Origin of the sequence: Phascolarctobacterium faecium (genome assembly GCF_003945365.1) — a bacterium.
Taxonomy (GTDB): Bacteria; Bacillota; Negativicutes; order Acidaminococcales; family Acidaminococcaceae; genus Phascolarctobacterium; species Phascolarctobacterium faecium.
The window spans coordinates 1,817,215-1,837,748 of record NZ_AP019004.1 but is presented as its reverse complement, the minus strand read 5'-3'; the positions used below and the strand labels follow the sequence as shown (position 1 = coordinate 1,837,748).

Below are 20,534 nucleotides of genomic sequence, written 5' to 3'. Positions count from 1 at the left end.
TTATTGGAGAGTTTGATCCTGGCTCAGGACGAACGCTGGCGGCGTGCCTAACACATGCAAGTCGAACGGAGAATTTTATTTCGGTAGAATTCTTAGTGGCGAACGGGTGAGTAACGCGTAGGCAACCTGCCCTTTAGACGGGGACAACATTCCGAAAGGAGTGCTAATACCGGATGTGATCATCTTGCCGCATGGCAGGATGAAGAAAGATGGCCTCTACAAGTAAGCTATCGCTAAAGGATGGGCCTGCGTCTGATTAGCTAGTTGGTAGTGTAACGGACTACCAAGGCGATGATCAGTAGCCGGTCTGAGAGGATGAACGGCCACATTGGGACTGAGACACGGCCCAAACTCCTACGGGAGGCAGCAGTGGGGAATCTTCCGCAATGGACGAAAGTCTGACGGAGCAACGCCGCGTGAGTGATGAAGGATTTCGGTCTGTAAAGCTCTGTTGTTTATGACGAACGTGCAGTGTGTGAACAATGCATTGCAATGACGGTAGTAAACGAGGAAGCCACGGCTAACTACGTGCCAGCAGCCGCGGTAATACGTAGGTGGCGAGCGTTGTCCGGAATTATTGGGCGTAAAGAGCATGTAGGCGGCTTAATAAGTCGAGCGTGAAAATGCGGGGCTCAACCCCGTATGGCGCTGGAAACTGTTAGGCTTGAGTGCAGGAGAGGAAAGGGGAATTCCCAGTGTAGCGGTGAAATGCGTAGATATTGGGAGGAACACCAGTGGCGAAGGCGCCTTTCTGGACTGTGTCTGACGCTGAGATGCGAAAGCCAGGGTAGCGAACGGGATTAGATACCCCGGTAGTCCTGGCCGTAAACGATGGGTACTAGGTGTAGGAGGTATCGACCCCTTCTGTGCCGGAGTTAACGCAATAAGTACCCCGCCTGGGGAGTACGGCCGCAAGGTTGAAACTCAAAGGAATTGACGGGGGCCCGCACAAGCGGTGGAGTATGTGGTTTAATTCGACGCAACGCGAAGAACCTTACCAAGGCTTGACATTGATTGAACGCTCTAGAGATAGAGATTTCCCTTCGGGGACAAGAAAACAGGTGGTGCATGGCTGTCGTCAGCTCGTGTCGTGAGATGTTGGGTTAAGTCCCGCAACGAGCGCAACCCCTATCCTATGTTACCAGCAAGTAAAGTTGGGGACTCATGGGAGACTGCCAGGGACAACCTGGAGGAAGGCGGGGATGACGTCAAGTCATCATGCCCCTTATGTCTTGGGCTACACACGTACTACAATGGTCGGAAACAGAGGGAAGCGAAGCCGCGAGGCAGAGCAAACCCCAGAAACCCGATCTCAGTTCGGATCGCAGGCTGCAACCCGCCTGCGTGAAGTCGGAATCGCTAGTAATCGCAGGTCAGCATACTGCGGTGAATACGTTCCCGGGCCTTGTACACACCGCCCGTCACACCACGAAAGTTGGTAACACCCGAAGCCGGTGAGGTAACCTATTAGGAGCCAGCCGTCTAAGGTGGGGCCGATGATTGGGGTGAAGTCGTAACAAGGTAGCCGTATCGGAAGGTGCGGCTGGATCACCTCCTTTCTATGGAGACATGAGATAGTAAGATATCTCGTAGACTTCAAGTCGACGCACATTCGTTGGTTAATGTTTAGTTTTGAAGGCTTAGCCTTCTTTTTTGAACCTTGAAAACCATATAGAAGAGACAAACAGTTTATTACGAAAATGATGAGTGAGTAGTAATAGACACAAACCTCTAATCAAAATGCTATATTTGATGAGAGTTAACGAGAAAAAAGTCTAGGAACGTAAGTTTCTTAGCAGCTGAAAAGTCAAGCTACTAAGGGCATACGGTGGATGCCTAGGCGCCAAGAGCCGAAGAAGGACGCGGTAAGCTGCGAAAAGCCACGGGGAACTGCAAGCAAGTATTGATCCGTGGATATCCGAATGGGGAAACCCGGCCATCGTCATGGATGGTCACCCGCAAGGGAGGGAACCTGGGGAACTGAAACATCTAAGTACCCGGAGGAAGAGAAATCAAACGAGATGCCCACAGTAGCGGCGAGCGAAGAGGGCAGAGCCCAAACCGAGAAGCTCCGGCTTTTCGGGGTTGAGGACCGGCAGAATCGAAGTCAGGCCTAGTCGAATTACCTGGAAAGGTAAGCGAGAGAGGGTAAAAGCCCCGTAGACGAAAGGCAGAGCAGAGAGGCCGAGATCCAGAGTACCACGAAGCACGAGGAATTTTGTGGGAAGCAGGGGGGACCACCCTCCAAGGCTAAAAACTACTTGGCGACCGATAGCGCATAGTACCGTGAGGGAAAGGTGAAAAGAACCCCGGGAGGGGAGTGAAATAGTACCTGAAACCGTATGTCTACAAGCAGTCGAAGCGAAAGCGACGGCGTGCCTATTGAAGAATGAACCAACGAGTTATCTGCACTAGCGAGGTTAAGTGGAAGACACGGAGCCGCAGCGAAAGCGAGTCTTAAGAGGGCGCTAGTTAGTGTAGGTAGACCCGAAACCGCAGTGATCTACCCATGTCCAGGTTGAAGCGCAGGTAAAATTGCGTGGAGGACCGAACCGGTGAGCGTTGAAAAGCTTTCGGATGAGATGTGGGTAGGGGTGAAATTCCAATCGAACGCGGAGATAGCTGGTTCTCCCCGAAATAGCTTTAGGGCTAGCCTGAGGTAGTAAGTATAGGCGGTAGAGCACTGATCGGGCTAGGGGCCGTAAAGGTTACCGAACCCTGTCAAACTCCGAATGGATATACTGTAGAGCCTTGGAGTCAGACTACGAGTGATAAGATCCGTGGTCAAAAGGGAAACAGCCCAGACCACCAGCTAAGGTCCCCAATGTCGTACTAAGTGGAAAAGGATGTGGGGTTTCATAAACAACCAGGATGTTGGCTCAGAAGCAGCCACCATTTAAAGAGTGCGTAATAGCTCACTGGTCGAGAGACCCTGCGCCGAAGATTCCCGGGGCTAAAGTACGAAACCGAAGCTGTGGCTGTATACGTAAAGTATACGGGGTAGGGGAGCGTTCCCATAGGGTAGAAGTCGAACTGGAAGGTTCGGTGGACTTGTGGGAAGTGAGAATGTTGGTATGAGTAGCGAAAAGAAAGGTGAGAATCCTTTCCACCGAAAGCATAAGGATTCCTGAGCAACGATCGTCGTCTCAGGGTAAGTCGGGACCTAATCCGAGGCAGAGAGCGTAGGAGATGGACAACTGGTTGATATTCCAGTACCGGTAGTAATTGTTTGAGCAATGGAGTGACACAGAAGGGCAGGCAAGCATGCGAATGGAAGAGCATGTGTAAGCGTGTAGGGTGGTGCATAGGCAAATCCGTGCACTGAAAGCCTGAGGCGTGATGCGGAGTGAGCAGAGATGCGAGCGAAGTTGTTGACCCCACACTGTCGAGAAAAGCTTCTAGTGAGAGAGCTACCGCCCGTACCGTAAACCGACACAGGTATGCGGGGAGAGAATCCTAAGGTGCGCGGGAGAACCCTCGTTAAGGAACTCGGCAAAATGTACCCGTAACTTCGGGATAAGGGTAGCCACTGTTGTGAAGTCCCATGCGGATGGAGCATAGAGTGGTCGCAGAGAAGAGGCCCAAGCGACTGTTTACCATAAACACAGGTGCCTGCTAAAGCGAAAGCTGACGTATAGGTGCTGACACCTGCCCAGTGCCGGAAGGTTAAGGAAGGATGTTCGGATTAGTCCAAAGCATTCGACTGAAGCCCCGGTGAACGGCGGCCGTAACTATAACGGTCCTAAGGTAGCGAAATTCCTTGTCGGGTAAGTTCCGACCCGCACGAAAGGTGTAACGATTTGGGCACTGTCTCAACGAGGGACCCGGTGAAATTGAAATACCTGTGAAGATGCAGGTTACCCGCGACTGGACAGAAAGACCCCATGGAGCTTTACTGTAACCTGACATTGGGTTTTGATACATTACGTACAGGATAGGTGGGAGGCATGGAAAGCTGGACGCTAGTCTGGCTGGAGCCGACGTTGGGATACCACCCTTGATGTATTGAAATTCTAACCGCGAGAGTAACGAAATCCGGGACAGTGTCAGGCGGGCAGTTTGACTGGGGCGGTCGCCTCCGAAAGAGTAACGGAGGCGCCCAAAGGTTCCCTCAGCGCGGCCGGAAATCGCGCGAAGAGTGTAAAGGCAGAAGGGAGCTTGACTGCGAGTCAAACACGACGAGCAGGTACGAAAGTAGGGCTTAGTGATCCGGTGGTACCGAGTGGAAGGGCCATCGCTCAACGGATAAAAGCTACCCTGGGGATAACAGGCTAATCTCTCCCAAGAGTCCATATCGACGGGGAGGTTTGGCACCTCGATGTCGGCTCATCACATCCTGGGGCTGAAGTCGGTCCCAAGGGTTGGGCTGTTCGCCCATTAAAGTGGTACGTGAGCTGGGTTCAGAACGTCGTGAGACAGTTCGGTCCCTATCCATCGCGGGCGCAAGAGATTTGAAGGGGGCTGCTCCTAGTACGAGAGGACCGGAGTGGACGAACCGCTGGTGTACCAATTATCCCGCCAGGGGTACAGTTGGGTAGCTACGTTCGGAAAGGATAAACGCTGAAAGCATCTAAGCGTGAAACCAGCCTTAAGATGAGATCTCTCATAGAGCAATCTAGTAAGACACCTTAAAGAAGATGAGGTTGATAGGTCGGGAGTGTAAGTACAGCAATGTATTGAGCGGACCGATACTAATATGTCGAGGGCTTGACTTAAGTGACGCCCTGATTGTGACGAGCGCAAGCGAAGTCAGAATTAGAGGTGGCGGAACTTATATCGAAAAAGCGACCTAAGGGGAGCGTTTTCGATGAAAGTGAATCGCCGAAAAGAAGTAAAAACACACAGCAAACTCAAAAGTTTGTACTCTTCTATATAGTTTTGAAGGCTTAAAGAAAACCTTCAAGGATATCGTAAAATTTCTTCCCTGTTCAGTCAGGAATTTTGCGTTAGCCTGCGGCACTATTGTTAGCGTCGCAAAAGCTGCTCCTAAACAATAGGCGCAAGCGTCAATCCGGTGGCGATAGCTAAGGGGATCCACCTGTTCTCATCCCGAACACAGTAGTTAAGCCCTTAAACGTCGAAAGTACTTGGCTGGAAGCGGCCTGGGAGGATAGAAAGCTGCCGGTTAAAAAATAACCATACCATACGGTATGGTTATTTTTTTATGTGATAAATACTGAAATTGAATAAACGGAATATTTATTTTTATGGAGAAACTTTATTGTTTAACCCTTACTTATACTTTAAAAACTTATTGTTATCGATAAGTTCTTAAATGACATATTAATTTAACTATGGTCGTTTGTACATTTTATCAGGATATGTTATCTTAATCTTAGCAAGAGGATCCCTTCGCTGTAGTAAAAGATCTTTGAAAGAAATAAAAATATTAATAAGACCGTTAAGGAGTGATTTATATGTCATTTAAATACAAAAGATTAGATAAAAATGATGCTGCTGTTTTGCTCATTGATCATCAGACCGGATTGTTTAATCTGGTTCGGGATTTTGAACCGATTCAATTTAAGAATAATGTTTTAGCGCTTGCGGACAGTGCTAAATTCTTTAATCTTCCTACTATTCTCACTACTAGTTTTGATAATGGCCCTAATGGTCCATTACTTCCTGAAATTATAGAAATGTTTCCTGAAGCTCCACTTATCAGACGTCCGGGACAGATTAATGCCTGGGACAATGAAGAGTTTGTTGCGGTAGTCAAAAAGACTGGTAAAAAACAATTGATTATAGCGGGTATCGTAACTGATGTCTGTGTGGCCTTTGCAGCTTTATCAGCTGTTGAAGCAGGTTATGAAGTTTTTGTAGTAACAGACGCTTCCGGTACCTTTAATGCAGAAGTACGTGATGCTGCGTGGAGACGTATGGAAGCTGCGGGCGTACAGCTGGTAAACTTCTTTAGCGTCGCCTGTGAGTTACATCGCGATTGGCGTAACGATATGGAAGGGCTGGCTGCTTTACTTGGAAAATACATTCCAGCCTATCAAAATATTATGACAAGCTTTAGTGCAAAATAATAAGCAGATAGTGGAATATAATAAATGAAAGATCCCTGAATTCTATTGCTGAATTCAGGGATTTCTTTGTGTCTAAGACTTTCAGCACTGGTATGTATAGGTAATTTAGGTGTTTTTTTGACAAACTTGTGATATAATTGCTCTAGTTATATGAATGTCGGAAATAAGGGTGAATTTATATGCGTATAGTAATAGTCGGAGCTGGCAAACTGGGGTACAGTATTGCTCAGTTACTGGCCGAAGATCAGTATGATGTGGTAGTCGTTGAAATCGATGAAAAACGTCGCGAGGTAGTAAAAAATTCCTTGGATGTATTGACTATTGGCGGCAATGGATGCAGTCCTAATACTTTGGACGATCCGGATATCAGAGACGCCGATGTGCTGATCGCATCTACGGATAGTGATGAAGTCAATATGGTTACCTGTATGATGGCTAAAAACTATGGCGTCAAGCACACCGTTGCCCGTATCAGAAATACGGAGTATGCTTTGACCGCGAAGGATTTACTTAATCAGGGAATGAATATTGATTTGATCTTAAATCCGGAACGCATTACTGCTACTGAAATAAATCATATTTTAATGACTCCTTCTGCTTTGGATGTAGATGATTTTGCCGAGGGCAAGGTAAGGATGTTTGAGGCGCGGATGAGCGACGCTTCTCCGTATGTAGGAGTACCTCTGAAAGATTTGGAAATTCCCAAGCAGATACTGATTGCTATGCTGTTTCGCCGGCATAAGATGATTATTCCTCATGGCGATGATATGCTGGAGCCTGGTGATAATGTTTATTTTGTTGGACAGCAAAGTGCTATTAAGGAATTTGAGGAAACTTTCGTTAATACTTATGAAAAAATAGAACGGGTTATGATCATAGGTGCTGGACGCACCGGCAGATTTTTGGCTCCTATGCTGGAAGAGCAGGGACTGTTCGTTAAAGTTATTGAGAAGAATAAAGACCGCTGTCAGCTGATTGCGCAAAAGCTGGAAAATGGTATTGTTTTGTGTGGTGATGGCACAGATATTGATTTATTGACGGAAGAAGGCATTGCCGAGGCTGATGTCGTTATCTGCATTACTGAAGATGATAAGCTGAATTTACTGTTGGCACTGATGGCAAAGCACCTGGGTGCAAAAAAAACTATCGTCCGTGTTGCCCGTAACGAATATGTGGAGCTGATGGAGAAGGTCGGTGTCGATATCGTACTTTCGTCACGTTTGCTGAGTTCCGGCGAAGTGCTGCGTTTTGTGCGCAAAGGCGGTATTGTTTCTGTTTCACTGCTGGAAGGTGCAAAAGCAGAAGCGTTGGAAATTATTCTACCTGATGACTGTGAGGTCATAGGTAAAAGTTTGAAGGATATCAAGCTGCCGCGGGCTTGTCTGGTCTGTGCAGTAGTTCACGATAATGAAGCCGTAGTTCCTAATGGTAATACGGTATTATATGCCGGAGATAGAATTATTATTTTCGTCAAGAGTGAATTTGTAAAACGCGTTATGCCGTTTTTTGAAAGTAGAGGATAATCAATGAATATCAGGCTTGTGATGTATCTGCTGGGTAAGCTGAGCATCGCCTGTGCCGTAGCAATGGTCGTGCCGATGATAACGGCCCTGTTGTTAGGGGAATACATGTTCCTGGGCTTTATCTTTTCTTTTATGATCTGTGCATTTATTGGTGGTGCGCTGATAGGTAATGGTGAAAAGAACAAACGTGCTCATCTTAATTTGCGCGAGGCTTTGGCAACAGTGGGCTGCGGCTGGCTGCTGGTCTGTTTTTTAGGGGCTATTCCTTATTATCTGTCTGGACTTGTCAGCCCTGTAGGTGCAATTTTTGAAAGCACTTCAGGATTTACGACTACTGGTGTAACTACTTTATCATCGTTGAGCAACTTTCCTGACAGCCTGCTGGTATGGCGCAGTATGACGCATTGGACTGGCGGTATCGGTGTTATTATGTTATTTATTACGATTATGCCTCAGGTAGGCAGCGGCGCTAATTATTTATTTAACGCTGAAATTCCCGGTCCGGCTGCAGAACGTACACTTCCGAAAATCAAGGAATCGGCTTTCGTTATTTTTACTGTTTATATATTTTTTACTATTATTACAACAGTAGCCTTAAAGGTAGCAGGTATGAGCTGGTTTATGGCAATGAATTTGGCGCTGGCATCTGTAGCTACAGGAGGATTTTCATATCAGTACGAAAGTCTGATGGAATTTGAAACTGTTTATGTCGAAATGATCGTTATTATTGCTATGGTCGCCGCTAGTTTGAATTTTGCTCTTTATTATAAGATATATCAGCACAATTTTAAGGTTTTTTGGATTGATACAGAACGTAAGGCATACTTTTGGATTATTGGTATCGCCACATTTTTGATAACCTGGAATTTGTATTATACCGGTTATTTTGATGCCGCTACCAGTTTCAGACATGCGTTATTTCAAACCGTATCAATAGCCAGTACAACTGGTTTTGCTTCCAGTGACTTTAATTTATGGCCTGATTTCAGCCGTTATGTACTGTTACTTTTAATGTTTGTCGGAGGCTGCTCCGGTTCTACTGCAGGTGGTATGAAAGTTTCCCGCTTTGTGATTTTGCTGAAGGTAACATGGGCAGAATTGCGCAGGACGATCCATCCACGACTGGTTTACAGTATAAAAATGGGTGGACGCAATGTTCCGCCTGTGGTTGTAGGCAATGTTACAAGATTTTTTTATTTGTATATGATAGTTTTTTCGACATTGACACTGCTGATTTCGTTGACTGGACTTTCGATGCTTGATTCTATGGGTATTATTGCTGCCTGTATGAGCAGTGTCGGCCCGGCTTTTGGTATCGTTGGCCCTACGGCTACTTATGCAGATGTATCTACTTTTGGCAGATTAGTAGTTATTGCAGCAATGATTTTAGGGCGTTTAGAGATTTTTACATTACTCATTATTATGAGACCTGATTTCTGGCGTGTAAAACGCAACTGGTAAAGGCAGGTCCTTGGAGGCTGTATTTTTTATGAATTTCAGTCTGATAGCTTTTTTATTGGGCAGGCTCAGCTTGGCGCTGAGTGCTATATTGTTGCTTCCTGTGGGACTGGCGATTTTTTATGAAGACGGTTCTTTTGTGGAATTTGCTATTACTTCTTTTACAGCTTTTTTTGTAGGGTTGGGCTTTGTCCAATATGGAAAGTTTGATGAAAAAGAAAATATATCACTACGTGAAGGTTTTGCGACAGTTGTGTTTTCCTGGATTCTGACTTGTATTATCTGTGCTCTGCCATATGCGTTTTTGCAGATCCTGGACCCTATCTCAGCTGTTTTTGAAAGTATGTCTGGTCTCACTACTACTGGAGCTACAGCTATTACTAATCTGGCAGCCGTACCAAAAACAGTTTTATTTTGGCGCAGTTTTACGCATTGGTTGGGTGGTATTGGTATCATTGTACTGTTTATTGCTTTACTGCCTCAGGTAGCAGGCGGATCTGTACATCTTTTTAATGCAGAGGTAAGCGGCTTTGGGCAGGAACGGCTGCTGCCGCGTATCAGAACAACAGCGGGAGCATTATTTTTTATTTATTGTTTATTTACCGTTATTGGTACTGGCTTTTTGGTTATTTGCGGAATGACTAATTTTGACGCGATCAATCATTCGATGTCGGCAATAGCCACAGGTGGATTTTCTACTTATGATAACAGTGCCATGCATTACAATAGTGTGTCGATTGAAGTAGTATTAGCGATGATCATGTTTTTAGGCGGCGGTAACTTTGCTCTGTATTATGCTGTTACACAGAGAGGGATTAAAACACTGTGGCGTGACAGTGAATTTAAGTCTTATATGATGATCATCGCTGTTTTAACACTTTTGATTACTCTGAATCTGTTTTTCAGCGGTGGGCTGCAGTTTTTTGAAGGTTTGCGCTGCGCATTTTTCCAAGTAGTTTCATTTGCGACTACAACAGGTTATGTGTCTTATGATTATGATACCTGGCCAACTTTTTCTAAGCTGCTGCTGTGTCTGTTGTATCTGGTCGGAGCCTGTGCAGGGTCTACGGCAGGTGGTATTAAAGTAGGACGCTTTGTAGTAATGAGCCGGGCCATTGCGGCAGAATTGCGCAGAGCTATTCACCCGCAGATGCTTTTAACAGTCAATTTTAACGGCAGAGTGATGCCGATTGCAGTAGTCGCAGCAATCAGCAGATTCTTCTTTGTATATATAATGACGATAGCCGTTATGTCGCTTCTGGTGGTTTCAACTGGACTTGGAATCGAAGAATCAATTTTTGCCGTCGCATCCTGCCTGAGCAGTGTTGGCCCTGCTTTTGGAACAGTAGGGGCAACCGGTAATTATGCTGATATTAACTGGTTTGGTAAACTTGTGCTTTGTGTAACGATGCTGCTTGGACGGTTGGAATTATTTACAATGCTGGCATTGCTGCGATCGGAGTTTTGGAGCAGCAATAGAAACTGGTAAAAGGCGGATGTTTTGTAAACATCTGTCTTTTATTTTTACTTAAATAGGAGTATAATAAATTTACTAGTGTAAAAATAGAGGAGGAAAATTGAAGTGAAGAAATATCAACTCCCTTATGGAAATGGATTTCAAGAAGTTACATTACCTGAAGAAAAAGTACTGTATGATATACATGGCAACAAGGCAGATGTACTGGAGGATATCACTGCTGCAACTTTGGCCGCTGTGCGCTGTCCAATTGCCAGCCAGCCGTTGCAAAAAGTTGTCCGGAAAGGTGATAAGGTTGCTGTCATCGTCAGTGATGTTACAAGACTTGTTCGCACAGCTGAGTTTTTGCCTGTAATTATCAGCGAAATTAATGCTGCGGGTGTCCCGGACGAAGATATTACTATTATTGTTGCCACTGGTACTCATCGTGCACATACACATGATGAAGATATCGCTGTTTGCGGTAAAGATATCGTAAAAAGGATCAAAATCCATCAGCATGACAGCAGGAACAACGAAGAGTTGACAGATTTGGGGGTGACCAGCTTTGGCACACCGATCCTGATCGATTCTTATGTGGCTGAAGCAGATAAGGTAATTATTACAGGTGCAGTTTCACTGCACCCGATGGCAGGCTTTGGCGGCGGCCGTAAGGCTGTTATGCCAGGTGTTTCCGGGCATGCTACTATTATGCACAATCATGCTATTGCGCTGGCTCCTAAAGTTGGCGATGGTTGTAATCCTCTTTGCGAGACAGGTCTATTGGAGGGTAATCCTTTACATGAAGATATGGTAGAGGTAACGAAAAAATTAGACCCTGCATTTTTGGTGAATATGGTTTTCACACCTGAAGGCAAGCTGCATGAAGTAGTTGCAGGACACTGGTATAAGGCATGGGAAAAAGGCTGTAAGGATCTTGTTGCTATGGCTGGCGTACCTATTAAGGAGCTGGCCGATGTTGTCTTTGCTTCGGCAGGTGGCAGTCCTAAGGATATGAATTTATACCAGAGCTGCAAAGCTCATATGAATGCTGTTTTTGCTGTAAAAAAGGGCGGTATCATGATACTGACACTGGAATGCCCTGACATTAAAGAACCGGCTATTTTCACAGATTGGTTTTCAAAATCAGATGTGTTGCAGTTTGAAAAAGATGTACGGGCAGATTTTTCTATACCTGCTTTTGTTGCTTTTAAAACACGCTGTATCGTAAATTCATTAACTACATATTTAGTTACCAAACCGGAAAATTTTGAGTTCGTAAGGCAAACCGGTCAAATACCTGTTGCCAGCCTGGAAGAAGCGTGGCTGCTTGCTCAACAGGAACTTGCCAAACAGGGTAAGGATGATTATAAAATTACGATTATGGGACATGCTTCGGCGACAATGCCTGTATTGGAAGCGTAACCGTTTTTGAGGGAGAGCATATATGGCTTTAAAAAGATACGATTTAAACATCGGTAAGCGTATGGAAAGCATTGAATTGCCGGAAGAGCATGTAGTGCAGGTCATTGACGGCGGCAGCGTTTCTAAGATTACCGATATCAAACAGGCTACGCTGGAGGCAGTGCGCAATCCTATCGGGACACAGGCATTAAGCAAACTTGTGCATGAGGGAGATAAGGTAGCGCTTATCGTCAGTGATATTACGCGCACCTGGTCGCGTACTAAAGATTATCTGCCGGCCGTTGTAGAAGAGCTAAATAACAGTGGTATTCCTGATGCAGATATTTTTGTAATTATTGCCACTGGCACACACAGGGACAACGACGATGAAGAGAAAAGTTTAATTTTAGGTGATGCTTTATTTGCAAGGCTACAGGTTTTTGACCATGATGCGTATGGCGCTGAGGCAAACGTTTTTTTAGGAACTACAAGCAGAGGCACGCCGGTGTATATCGATAAGAGAGCTGTGGAAGCAGACAAGGTTATTTTAACAGGTGGTATTACAACGCATCTGTTTGCAGGCTTTGGCGGCGGGCGCAAGAGTGTTATGCCGGGGCTTGCCGGTGTGGAAACTATCAAACATAATCATTTGCTGGCTTTGACGGATGAAGTTGGCGGCGGTGTGAATCAGGAAACCTATCTGACTAAAATAGAAGGAAATCGTGTCAGTGAAGATATGTGTGAGGTCTGCGCTTTCTTAAACCCCTGTTTTTTGGTAAATTCGATTATGGATGCTGAAGGAGATTTTGTCCGTATCGTTGCCGGCCACTGGTATGATGCCTGGTATGCCGGTACTCAGGAAGTGATGAAATTGCAGGGAGTGGAAGCAAAAGCCAAAGCTGATGTCGTTATTGGTTCTTCTGGCGGTTATCCTATGGATATCAACCTGTATCAGGGAATGAAATCTTATGCACCGGCACAAATGGCAATGCAGCCAAATGGTATTTTTATCGCTCTTTTGGATTGTCCTGATATTTATGAACCGCCTTCTTTTTTTGATTGCTTTCGGTTTAATGATGAATTAAGTATGGAAAAAGAACTGCGGGCTGGTTTTACGATACCATTTTATATTGCTTTCTATATGTATTGTATGTCGAAGCAGTTTACTGTTATTATGGTTACCAGGCCAGAAAACTTTGACGCAGTGCGCAGAACAGGTCAGATTCCTGCGGCAACTTTGGCGGAAGCATGGACGCTGGCACAGAAAAAATTAATGGCACAGGGCAAGGCAGAAACTTATACAGTCAACATTATGCCGCACGGAGTAAATACCGTGCCGATGTTCAAATAAAAACAAGTGAGGGAAAAGAAATGGCATTGAAAACATTTAAATTTGGTATCGGTGAGGGTTATCAGGAAATTTCCTTGCCGGAAGAACATATTTTGCAGGTAATTGAAGGGAATGAAGTTCCTAAACTGGATGATGTTCAGGCAGCAACTATTGAAGCACTGCGTAATCCGATCAACAGCAAGCCTTTGCAGGAGGTTGTCAGCAAAGGCGAAAAAGTCGCTGTCATTGTCAGTGATATTACACGCGGCTGGATTCGTACTCCTGAATTTTTAAAATATGTAATAGACGAAATTAATTTAGGCGGTGTGCCTGATGAAGATATTTGCATCGTTATTGCACAAGGTACACATCGTGCTCAAACCAGAGAAGAGGATATTGCAGTCTGCGGTAAGGAAGTTGCAGACCGTATCAAAATATATCAGCACGACTGTCTGGCGGAGGACCTGGTGCATGTAGGTGATACGAGCCGTGGTACACCAGTGTGGATAGATAAACATGTTGCTGATGCAGATAAAGTAATTATTACCGGCGGTATCACTGTACATCTGATGGCAGGTTTTGGCGGTGGACGAAAGAGTATCCTGCCTGGAGTTGCTGGTGATGAAACAATACAGAAAAATCATGCTTTGGCATTGGCTGATGAGGTAGGTGCCGGTATCAGTCAGGAAACAAGGACAACTTTAATCGATCATAATCGGTTGAACGATGATATGTGCGAAGCAGCAGCTTTGGTAAATCCTTGTTTTCTTGTGAATTCTGTAATGGATACGAATGGTGATTTTGCTCGTATTGTTGCCGGTCATTGGTATGATGCCTGGCTGGAAGGAACGAAAGAGGTTATGAAGATCCAGGGAGTTAAGGTTAAGGGACAGGCTGATGTAGTTATTGCTTCTCCAGGAGGATTTCCGAAGGATATCAATCTTTATCAGGGCTCTAAAACCTATGATACGGCAGAAATGGCACTTAAACCTGGCGGGATCGTTATTTCTCTTTTGGAAGCTCGTGAAATCAATGATCCGCCTGAATATATGCAGAGCTTTCATTTCAATGATGTAATTGAGATGGAAAAAGCTGTAAGGAATAAATTTACGATTCCCTTTTTTATTGCATATCGTTTGTTCCTGTTATGTCAAAACAGCACGGTTTATATCGTAACGAGAAAGGAAAACTTTGATACAGTGAAAAAGACTGGTCAGATACCGGTAGAAACTTTAGAAGAAGCCTGGTCACTGGCCCAAAAACAACTGTCTGAACGCGGACTAAAGGATTATACAGTCAATATTATGCAGCATGCTGCAAATACTGTTCCAATGATCGATTAACAACAGATAAAATCCCGCTCTTTTTTAGAGCGGGATTTTATTTTACTAAAAAAGAAACCCCTGCAGATTTTCTGCAGGGGTAGATAACGGCTATATTTACAGTCTGTTAGAACTGTTGAGAACATCACGCATCTTGTGAGCTACCATTTGTTTGATTGCTTCGCGTGCTGGTTTTAAATATTGACGCGGATCGAAATCAGCTGGATTAGTAGCAAGATGTTTGCGAATAGAGGCAGTCATAGCCAAACGCAAATCGGTATCAATATTGATCTTGCAGACACCAAAAGTACCGGCTTTCAAGAGCATATCTTCAGGAACACCTTGTGCACCGTCAAGTTTACCGCCGTATTTATTGCACTCTTCAACAAAGGAGGGGATAACGGTAGAGGCGCCATGCAGAACCAGAGGGAAGCCTGGCAGTAATTTAGTGATTTTTTCCAACCGGGCAAAATCAAGTTCAGGATTACCTTTAAATTTATAGGCACCGTGGCTGGTTCCTATTGCTATTGCTAAAGAGTCAACGCCAGTACGTTCAACAAATTCTACAGCTTGATCGGGATCTGTATATGTAGCGTCCTTTGTGTTTACTTTAACCGCATCTTCGACGCCTGCTAAGCGTCCCAGCTCGGCTTCAACGACAACGCCTTTATTATGAGCATACTCTACAACGCGTTTAGTAAGTTCAATATTTTCTTCAAATGGATGTTTGGAACCATCGATCATAACAGAGGTAAAACCTCCGTCTACGCATGCTTTGCAGATTTCAAAATCTTCACCATGGTCAAGATGCAGGCAAATGGGCAAACCAGTATCTTCGATAGCGGCTTCAACCAGTTTCATCAGATAAATGTGGTTAGCATATTTGCGGGCACCGGCCGAAACCTGTAAAATCAAAGGTGATTTTTCTTCACGTGCAGCTTCGACGATACCTTGAATTATTTCCATGTTGTTGACGTTGAAAGCACCTACAGCATAATGGCCTTCATAAGCTTTTTTGAACATTTCAGCAGATGTTACTAGTGGCATAGGACAGCCTCCTTTTTGTCTTTTGTTGTAATTAATTATAGCATACTCTATACTTTAATAGTATATAATTTTGAAAAGATCGTTGGGTAAGGCGCAGGATATTTCTAAAAAAATACCGGTTGCAGGATGGTTAAAGCCCAGGTAATAAGCATGCAGAGCGTGGCGGCTTTGCGGTCCTGGTGTTCCGTAAAGGTTATCATTATAAAGCGGGCAGCCGATATGTGCCATATGTACGCGTATCTGGTGGGTACGGCCAGTGTGCAGCTGCAGTTCCAGCAAACTGAGATGTTTCCGGCGGCTGATAAGTTTATAATCAGTACGGGCATATTTTCCGTTTGGAGAAACACAGCGCTCAATAATGCTACCTTCCTTTCTGGAAATTGGAGCTTCTATTATGCCACTGTCAGCTGGTAATGTTCCTGTAACGATTCCTAAATATTTTTTTATGACCTCCTGCTGGGAAAGCAGAAACTGGATTCGTGGTTCTTTTGCAAAAATGACAAGACCTGAAGTATTGCGGTCTAAACGTGAGACAGGATGGATATTGTGTAATAATCCCTGTTGTTTATAGTAATGTGCAACATAGTTATACAGAGTACTGCCATCTTCCTTTACTGTCGGATGGACCAGCATTCCGGCTGGTTTATTGACGATCAGCAGATATTCGTCTTCGTAAAAAACAGTATATGAAAAATTAAACTCCATATCAGTGCTGTGACGGCAGTTCATCGACTATTTCTATTTTATCGAGCTGTTGCTTGACCTGTCCGCGGATAAAGCCTAAATATTCTTTATATAATGCTTTTTGTTCGCACTGTTCTTCTTCTGTCAAACCATCACTGCGTTTTTTCCGGGCTAAAATGTTAATGCGGGCAATCATCTCATTAATTTCCATTACTTAAAATACCTCCGTTTCCTCTATGCATTATAGCAAAGTTAGAGGCCCAGAACAAGCGAACTTCCTTGACGCTGGTAGGAATCTATGCTATTATGAAACGGTAATCAATAAGACGTTACGAGTGCCTCTGACGATAACTGACGTTGGGAGGCTTTCTTAATTTTGCAGGGAGAGAGCAATAATGAAAATTTTTAGGGCAGTGCTTGCTGCTGCATTGTGTCTGACTGTTTTTAGCGGTTGTGGTCCAAACGCTGAAAATACTAAACCTGCCAGTGATGATAAAGCATTTTTAACTATTACTGACGATACAGGGCGTACTGTAGTACTGCCTGAAAAACCTGAACGAGTTGTAAGCTTGGCAACTTCATACCTGAATATGATTGATGCTGTAGGCGGTAAGATCGTTGGACGTGCGTCGTCAAAAATAGGAGAAATGCCGGAAACCATGAAAAATGTACCTGAGGTCGGTTTTGTTTATAATATTAATATGGAGAGTCTTATCGGTTTAAAGCCTGATCTGGTTATTGCGAATAAAAATCAACATGAGAAATTTCTTCCGCTTTTGGAGTCTAATAAAATACCTGTTATTGCAATCAATCCAAAAACATATGATGAGGTAAAAGATAAACTTATTTTAATGGGAAAAATCTATGATGTACCAGAAAAAGGTGAAGCTGCTGCTGCGAAACTGGATCAGCAGGTTAAAGCTGTGACGGAAAAGTTACCGAAGGATGGAAAACGTATTGTTATTATGCATGCAACTCCTTCTAATGTGACAGTTGAGCTGGAAAACAGCATTGCCGGCTGCGTTGCCAAAATGCTGGGATTTCAAAATGTTGCTGTAGGGGCAACGCCTATTAAAGGAAAACCGGAGAAGACTCCGTATAGTATGGAAGCTTTAGTAGAAAAGAATCCGGAAATTATTTTTATTACTTTTATGGGCGACAGTGAAGAGATTGAAAACAGGCTGCGTGCTGATGTGAAAAGTAATCCGGCCTGGGCATCTTTAGAAGCAGTACGGAATAACAAAGTATATTTACTGCCTGAAAGATTATTTTTGCTCAATCCTGGTTTGCACTATCCGGATGCTGTAAAATACATGGCTAAAACTGTATATCCAGAGGTTTTTAAGGATGACAAATAATCAGGCGGATACTTTGGAAAGAATTGAAAAATTTGGCATTTCACGTACAGCCTGGCGGCTTATCGTCATGGCTGCTTTTGCCATGCTGGCATTTTTAGGTGCTTTTTTAAGCTTAACAAAAGGTTCGGCCGATATTAGTTTAGCGCAGATCATTAATATTTTATCTAATCCAACATTAGAACCGCAAAGTCAGATTATCTGGAATATCAGGATGCCGCGTACAATAGTTGGTGCGTTAGTGGGTGTAAATCTTGCAATTGCAGGTGCCGTATTGCAGGCGGTAATGCGAAATCCTCTGGCTGATCCGCATATTATTGGTATTTCCAGTGGTGCTGGTTTGGCTGGTGTTACGATTATGATTTTATTTCCTACCCTGGAATACCTGATTACACCGGCTGCATTTATTGGTGCAATGCTTGCGGCGGTCTGTATTTATATTTTGGCCTGGAAAAATGGTATCAAGCCTGTACGGATTATTTTAGCTGGTGTTGCCGTATCTGCGTTTTTAAGCGCTGGTATTTCTGGACTGATGATTTTTTATAGTGACCGTGTACATGGAGCTTTAATGTGGATGGTTGGCGGATTGGCTGCCCGCAGCTGGCCGCATGTCAGTATTATTTTACCTTATGCTATTGCAGGTGTTCTGCTGGCTTTTATCGGTGCCGCTTATCTCAATATTCTGCAGCTTGGTGACGAAATGGCGCGTGGGCTAGGTGTTAATGTTGAGGTTACGCGTATTGCCATGACTGCCGTTGCGGCGTTATTGGCGGCAAGCGCTGTCAGTGTCGTTGGCCTCTTAGGGTTTGTGGGGTTGATTGTTCCGCACGCAGCCAGGCTGATAATAGGGTCAGATTACCGCTATTTGATGCCGGCTTCAGGGCTTTTAGGTATTGCTGTGGTAACGCTTAGTGATACTTTTGCACGTGTGGTTTTTGCACCTGTTGAATTACCGGTAGGTATAATTATGGCGTTTATTGGTGCTCCCTTCTTTTTATTTCTGCTAAGGAGGGAAATCTGATGAGTATTTTGCAGGCAAACGAGATTACGATTCGTATTATTGATAAGACAATCATTCATGGTTTGAGTTTATCAGTACCGGAAGGTAAGGTAACATCCATCATCGGACCTAACGGCTGCGGAAAAAGCACTACATTAAAAGCTTTAGCACGTATATGGCCCTGTTATAAAGGCAATGTAACCTTTAATGGTGAAGATATTAAAAAGTTCAGTCACAGGGAATTTGCTCAAAAACTGGCAATTTTGACTCAGGCTCCGCAGTCTCCGGCAGATTTGGCAGTCAAAGATTTAGTAGAGATGGGCCGCTTTCCACACCGAAACTGGTTTGGCCGCAAAAGTATGGAAGATGATGCACATGTAGAGTGGGCGTTAGGGCAAACTAATATGCTGGGGATGCAGCATCGTCTGCTAAGCACACTTTCTGGAGGGGAAAGACAAAGGGCATGGATTGCGATGGCTTTGGCGCAGCGTCCGCAAGTGCTTTTACTTGATGAACCTACCACTTATTTGGATATTTGTCATCAGCTGGAGGTAATGCAGCTTTTAGAAAAGCTTAATCGTGAATTACAGTTAACGGTAGTTATGGTTATCCATGACATTAATCATGCTGTGCAGTACTCCGATCATATTGCTGTTATAAAAGAAGGCTATCTTGTAACTGAAGGCAAGCCGCAGGAAATAGTTACAGCACAACTTCTGAAAGATGTTTTTAAAGTTGAGGCTGATGAATTTATCTGCAGTAATGGTATGCCGGCATTGCTTCCGGTAGACCTGGTAAAATAAAACTTTATATTGTTGGATCTGGTGCGCTTTCTGCGCATAATAGAGAAATCGGTGTAACTCCGATACGATCCCGTCGCTGTAATGATGAGCGGACCTTAAAAACCACTGGGTTGAAACCTGGGAAGGGAAGGCGAGCAATGAATCAGAGTCAGAAGAACTGCCAGATCTTTGTACGTTCCCCACGAGAGATGGGAAGGCGTCGGTAAAGTATTTGGCATTTGTACCAATATTTTTAAGAACAGCTTTCCCTTAGGGGATAGTCTGTTCTTTTTTATTTTTAACTTTACGGAGGTAATTGATGATGAAAAAAATTGCATTCTATGGTAAAGGTGGTATTGGAAAATCTACTACAGCAGCTAATGTTTCTGCCGCATTCAGTAAAATGGGAAAAAAAGTATATCAGATAGGCTGCGATCCTAAAAATGATTCTACCAGATTGCTATTAGGACAAATTTGTCGTCAGACAGTGCTGGATCTGGTACGCGATGCTGAAGATGATATTCAAGCTGAACAGATTGTGCATACAGGTTTTAACGGAATCAAATGTGTTGAAGCAGGAGGACCGGAACCTGGAGTAGGTTGTGCGGGACGTGGCATCATCGTTGCCTTGGAAAAATTGAAAGAACTGGAGGTTTTAAACGATGAGGATCTAGTGTTATATGATGTTCTGGGCGATGTCGTCTGTGGTGGGTTTGCCGTACCTATTAGAGAAGGCTATGCTACTGATATTTATATAGTTTCTTCTGGTGAACTGATGGCGTTGTATGCAGCAAACAACATTGCTAAAGGCGTTAAAAGATTTGCCGCAAGAGGTGAAGTAAGGCTTGGCGGTATTATTGGCAATAGCCGAAATACTCCCAATGAACATGCGTTATTGATAGAATTTGCCAGAAGACTGAATACTAAATTGATCGCCTTTATTCCCCGCAATGTGATTGTAAACAAAGCTGAAAATAATAGACAGACTGTTATAGAATATGCACCAGACTCTGAGCAGGCACAGGTCTATAGAAACTTAGCCGATGATATATTGAAAAATACAGAACTGTCTATACCTACACCTCTGAAATTTGAGGAACTGGAGGATTTAGTAGCAAGCTATGGCAATCAAGACTAAAAG

General features: G+C 44.1%; 14 protein-coding genes, 3 rRNA genes and 1 riboswitch. Of the genes, 14 read left to right on the top strand and 3 right to left on the bottom strand.

The annotated features are described in order from the left end of the window. The 10 genes from PFJ30894_RS08905 to larAH10 (PFJ30894_RS08860) all read left to right on the top strand — a co-directional run bounded on the left by PFJ30894_RS08905 (window position 1) and on the right by larAH10 (PFJ30894_RS08860) (window position 14,546). A 16S ribosomal RNA gene (locus PFJ30894_RS08905) occupies window positions 1-1,559 on the top strand. A 246-nt stretch (window positions 1,560-1,805) separates the two neighbouring features. Further along, a 23S ribosomal RNA gene (locus PFJ30894_RS08900) occupies window positions 1,806-4,715 on the top strand. A 295-nt stretch (window positions 4,716-5,010) separates the two neighbouring features. Continuing rightward, window positions 5,011-5,127: ribosomal RNA gene (gene rrf / locus PFJ30894_RS08895) — 5S ribosomal RNA — on the top strand. The 16S, 23S and 5S rRNA genes sit together here, the layout of an rRNA operon. A gap of 290 nt (window positions 5,128-5,417) precedes the next feature. After that, window positions 5,418-6,032, top strand: coding sequence for an isochorismate family cysteine hydrolase YcaC (ycaC, locus tag PFJ30894_RS08890; protein ID WP_125669620.1), 615 nt, complete (start codon window positions 5,418-5,420; stop codon window positions 6,030-6,032). 179 nt (window positions 6,033-6,211) lie between these two features. Then, the gene (gene trkA, locus PFJ30894_RS08885) at window positions 6,212-7,555 is read left to right on the top strand and encodes a Trk system potassium transporter TrkA (RefSeq protein WP_021717144.1); all 1,344 of its coding nucleotides are present in this window, start codon (window positions 6,212-6,214) and stop codon (window positions 7,553-7,555) included. 3 nt (window positions 7,556-7,558) lie between these two features. Continuing rightward, window positions 7,559-9,016 carry a TrkH family potassium uptake protein gene (locus tag PFJ30894_RS08880; protein ID WP_021717143.1) on the top strand — a complete coding sequence of 486 codons (1,458 nt, stop codon included), beginning with the start codon at window positions 7,559-7,561 and terminating at the stop codon, window positions 9,014-9,016. A 28-nt stretch (window positions 9,017-9,044) separates the two neighbouring features. Further along, window positions 9,045-10,502, top strand: coding sequence for a TrkH family potassium uptake protein (locus tag PFJ30894_RS08875; RefSeq protein WP_021717142.1), 1,458 nt, complete (start codon window positions 9,045-9,047; stop codon window positions 10,500-10,502). Window positions 10,503-10,595: 93 nt separating this feature from the next. After that, the gene (gene larAH10 / locus PFJ30894_RS08870; protein WP_231997882.1) at window positions 10,596-11,894 is read left to right on the top strand and encodes an NPN-dependent 2-hydroxyacid racemase, LarAH10 family; all 1,299 of its coding nucleotides are present in this window, start codon (window positions 10,596-10,598) and stop codon (window positions 11,892-11,894) included. 22 nt (window positions 11,895-11,916) lie between these two features. Then, window positions 11,917-13,224 carry an NPN-dependent 2-hydroxyacid racemase, LarAH10 family gene (gene larAH10 / locus PFJ30894_RS08865; protein ID WP_125669618.1) on the top strand — a complete coding sequence of 436 codons (1,308 nt, stop codon included), beginning with the start codon at window positions 11,917-11,919 and terminating at the stop codon, window positions 13,222-13,224. A 20-nt stretch (window positions 13,225-13,244) separates the two neighbouring features. Next, window positions 13,245-14,546, top strand: a complete 1,302-nt coding sequence (gene larAH10, locus PFJ30894_RS08860; protein WP_125669617.1) for an NPN-dependent 2-hydroxyacid racemase, LarAH10 family — start codon at window positions 13,245-13,247, stop codon at window positions 14,544-14,546. A gap of 96 nt (window positions 14,547-14,642) precedes the next feature. On the opposite strand, the gene fba is transcribed toward larAH10 (PFJ30894_RS08860), so the two are convergent. From fba to PFJ30894_RS08845, 3 genes are read right to left on the bottom strand one after another with little or no spacing between them, the layout of a single operon-like run. Next, a complete protein-coding gene (gene fba, locus PFJ30894_RS08855; protein ID WP_046431370.1) occupies window positions 14,643-15,572 on the bottom strand; it encodes a class II fructose-1,6-bisphosphate aldolase in 930 nt (309 codons plus the stop codon). A 54-nt stretch (window positions 15,573-15,626) separates the two neighbouring features. Then, the gene (locus PFJ30894_RS08850; RefSeq protein WP_167457055.1) at window positions 15,627-16,277 is read right to left on the bottom strand and encodes an RluA family pseudouridine synthase; all 651 of its coding nucleotides are present in this window, start codon (window positions 16,275-16,277) and stop codon (window positions 15,627-15,629) included. Window position 16,278: 1 nt separating this feature from the next. Further along, window positions 16,279-16,467: a DUF896 domain-containing protein gene (locus PFJ30894_RS08845; RefSeq protein ID WP_125669615.1), complete on the bottom strand. Its 189-nt coding sequence runs from the start codon at window positions 16,465-16,467 to the stop codon at window positions 16,279-16,281. Window positions 16,468-16,651: 184 nt separating this feature from the next. On the opposite strand from PFJ30894_RS08845, the gene PFJ30894_RS08840 reads away from it, so the two are divergent. From PFJ30894_RS08840 to nifH, 4 genes are all read left to right on the top strand, one after another. Next, window positions 16,652-17,614 carry an ABC transporter substrate-binding protein gene (locus PFJ30894_RS08840; RefSeq protein WP_125669614.1) on the top strand — a complete coding sequence of 321 codons (963 nt, stop codon included), beginning with the start codon at window positions 16,652-16,654 and terminating at the stop codon, window positions 17,612-17,614. A 67-nt stretch (window positions 17,615-17,681) separates the two neighbouring features. Next, window positions 17,682-18,632: an iron chelate uptake ABC transporter family permease subunit gene (locus tag PFJ30894_RS08835; protein ID WP_044491532.1), complete on the top strand. Its 951-nt coding sequence runs from the start codon at window positions 17,682-17,684 to the stop codon at window positions 18,630-18,632. Then, window positions 18,632-19,414: an ABC transporter ATP-binding protein gene (locus PFJ30894_RS08830; protein ID WP_125669612.1), complete on the top strand. Its 783-nt coding sequence runs from the start codon at window positions 18,632-18,634 to the stop codon at window positions 19,412-19,414. The genes PFJ30894_RS08835 and PFJ30894_RS08830 overlap by 1 nt, the downstream gene beginning before the upstream one ends. 2 nt (window positions 19,415-19,416) lie before the next feature. Beyond that, a riboswitch (cobalamin riboswitch) is annotated at window positions 19,417-19,593 on the top strand. Between the two features lie 122 nt (window positions 19,594-19,715). Beyond that, window positions 19,716-20,531: a nitrogenase iron protein gene (nifH, locus tag PFJ30894_RS08825; protein WP_125669960.1), complete on the top strand. Its 816-nt coding sequence runs from the start codon at window positions 19,716-19,718 to the stop codon at window positions 20,529-20,531. Window positions 20,532-20,534 lie beyond the last annotated feature (3 nt).